Annotated in this window: 1 rRNA gene; it reads right to left on the bottom strand. The window is 53.7% G+C overall.

The window, feature by feature from the left end:
* Nucleotides 1–78 precede the first annotated feature (78 nt).
* Nucleotides 79–3,001 (bottom strand): 23S ribosomal RNA (locus tag ET33_RS34550).
* Between the last annotated feature and the right edge of the window lie 173 nt (nt 3,002–3,174).

Below are 3,174 nucleotides of genomic sequence, written 5' to 3'. Positions count from 1 at the left end.
CCACGAAACATCTTTAACTTTGTTCAAGGCGACTTGCACCCTGAAAACTGGATCGAAACAAAGCGTATGTGAATCGTATTGGATAAGCCCTCGACCGATTAGTATTCGTCAGCTGCACACGTTGCCGCGCTTCCACCCCGAACCTATCAACCTCGTCGTCTACAAGGGGTCTTACATACTGGGAAATCTCATCTTGAGGGGGGCTTCACGCTTAGATGCTTTCAGCGCTTATCCCTTCCGTACTTGGCTATCCAGCCGTGCTCCTGGCGGAACAACTGGTACACCAGCGGTACGTCCATCCCGGTCCTCTCGTACTAAGGACAGCTCCTCTCAAATTTCCTACGCCCGCGACAGATAGGGACCGAACTGTCTCACGACGTTCTGAACCCAGCTCGCGTACCGCTTTAATGGGCGAACAGCCCAACCCTTGGGACCTACTTCAGCCCCAGGATGCGATGAGCCGACATCGAGGTGCCAAACCTCCCCGTCGATGTGGACTCTTGGGGGAGATAAGCCTGTTATCCCCAGGGTAGCTTTTATCCGTTGAGCGATGGCCCTTCCATTCGGTACCACCGGATCACTAAGCCCGACTTTCGTCCCTGCTCGACCTGTTTGTCTCGCAGTCAAGCTCCCTTATGCCTTTGCACTCTTCGAATGATTTCCAACCATTCTGAGGGAACCTTGGGGCGCCTCCGTTACACTTTAGGAGGCGACCGCCCCAGTCAAACTGCCCACCTGACACTGTCCTCGTACCGGATCACGGTACCAAGTTAGAACTCCGATACGATCAGGGTGGTATCCCAACGTCGCCTCCACACAAGCTGGCGCTCATGCTTCTTAGGCTCCCACCTATCCTGTACAGATCGTACCAAAGTCCAATATCAAGCTGCAGTAAAGCTCCATGGGGTCTTTCCGTCTTGTCGCGGGTAACCTGCATCTTCACAGGTATTAAAATTTCACCGGATCTCTCGTTGAGACAGCGCCCAAGTCGTTACGCCATTCGTGCGGGTCAGAATTTACCTGACAAGGAATTTCGCTACCTTAGGACCGTTATAGTTACGGCCGCCGTTTACTGGGGCTTCGGTTCACAGCTTCGGATTGCTCCTAACCGCTCCCCTTAACCTTCCAGCACCGGGCAGGCGTCAGCCCGTATACTTCGCCTTGCGGCTTCGCACAGACCTGTGTTTTTGCTAAACAGTCGCTTGGGCCTTTTCACTGCGGCCCCCTCGGGCTATTCACCCTACCGAGGCACCCCTTCTCCCGAAGTTACGGGGTCATTTTGCCGAGTTCCTTAACGAGAGTTCTTCCGCGCGCCTTAGCATGCTCTGCTCGCCTACCTGTGTCGGTTTGCGGTACGGGCACCTTCTCCCTGGCTAGAGGCTTTTCTTGGCAGCTTGAACTCATGACCTTCGGTACTGTAATTTTCCCTCCCCATCACAGCCCAGCCTTACGGTATGCGGATTTGCCTGCATACCAGCCTCACTGCTTGGACGAGCATCCATCAGCTCGCGTCACTATCCTTCTGCGTCACCCCATCGCTCATAACGGTTCACGGTGGTACAGGAATTTCAACCTGTTGTCCTTCGACTACGCCTTTCGGCCTCGCCTTAGGTCCCGACTTACCCTGAGCGGACGAACCTTCCTCAGGAACCCTTAGGCTTACGGCGGATCAGATTCTCACTGATCTTTTCGTTACTCATACCGGCATTCTCACTTGTATGCAGTCCACCAGTCCTCACGATCCAGCTTCTACCCGCATACAACGCTCCCCTACCCCAGGGTATCGTAAGATACCTAGCCATAGCTTCGGTGGTGTGTTTAGCCCCGTTACATTTTCGGCGCAGAGTCACTCGACCAGTGAGCTATTACGCACTCTTTAAATGGTGGCTGCTTCTAAGCCAACATCCTGGTTGTCTGTGCAACTCCACATCCTTTCCCACTTAACACACACTTGGGGACCTTAGCTGATGATCTGGGCTGTTTCCCTCTTGACAATGGATCTTAGCACTCACTGTCTGACTCCCGGGATAACGTCTGTGGCATTCAGAGTTTGACTGGACTTGGTAACCCTTGGCGGGCCCCGCACCCAATCAGTGCTTTACCTCCACGACGCATCTCCCGAGGCTAGCCCTAAAGCTATTTCGGGGAGAACCAGCTATCTCCGAGTTCGATTGGAATTTCTCCGCTACCCCCACCTCATCCCCGAATTTTTCAACATTCGTGGGTTCGGGCCTCCAGTGCGTGTTACCGCACCTTCACCCTGGGCAGGGGTAGATCACACGGTTTCGGGTCTACGTCCACGTACTTAAGCGCCCTATTCAGACTCGCTTTCGCTGCGGCTACGGCTTCTCACCTTAACCTCGCACGGGAACGTAACTCGCCGGTTCATTCTACAAAAGGCACGCCATCACCCGTTAACGGGCTCTGACTTCTTGTAAGCACACGGTTTCAGGTTCTATTTCACTCCGCTCCCGCGGTTCTTTTCACCTTTCCCTCACGGTACTGCTTCACTATCGGTCACCAGGGAGTATTTAGCCTTGGCAGATGGTCCTGCCGGATTCAGACGGGGTTTCACGTGTCCCGCCCTACTCAGGATACGCCTAGGATGTTCGCAGACTTTCGGCTACGGGGCTCTTACCCACTATGGCCAGCCTTTCCAGACCGGTTCACCTAACCTGCTGCATCCACATCGGCGTCCTACAACCCCAGAGGGCAAGCCCTCTGGTTTGGGCTAATCCGCTTTCGCTCGCCGCTACTGACGGAATCACTTTTGTTTTCTTTTCCTGAGGGTACTTAGATGTTTCAGTTCCCCTCGTCTGCCTCCAATGCAGCTATGTATTCACTGCATGGTACGTGAGAATTACCTCACGTGGGTTCCCCCATTCGGACATCCCCGGATCAAAGCCTGCTTACGGCTCCCCGAGGCATTATCGTTGTTCGCCACGTCCTTCTTCGGCTCCTGGTGCCTAGGCATCCTCCGTGTGCTCTTTCTAGCTTATCCAGAGTGCTCGGTGTATTTCTTCGTTCGCTCCGCTTGTCTTCGACAAAAGTCGCTCTCAAAGAAACACTCCTCGCTGCTAATTCGCTAAAATTACTAAGGATGATTCAGCTTTACGCTTTGTTTCGTTATCCAGTTTTCAAGGAACAAATCTTGCTTCGCTGCCTCAGCGGCAG

The organism is Paenibacillus tyrphae (assembly GCF_000722545.1).
GTDB classification, from domain to species: domain Bacteria; phylum Bacillota; class Bacilli; order Paenibacillales; family NBRC-103111; genus Paenibacillus_G; species Paenibacillus_G tyrfis.
Note: the sequence above shows the minus strand (reverse complement) of the source record. Positions and strands in the feature narration are given on the sequence as shown.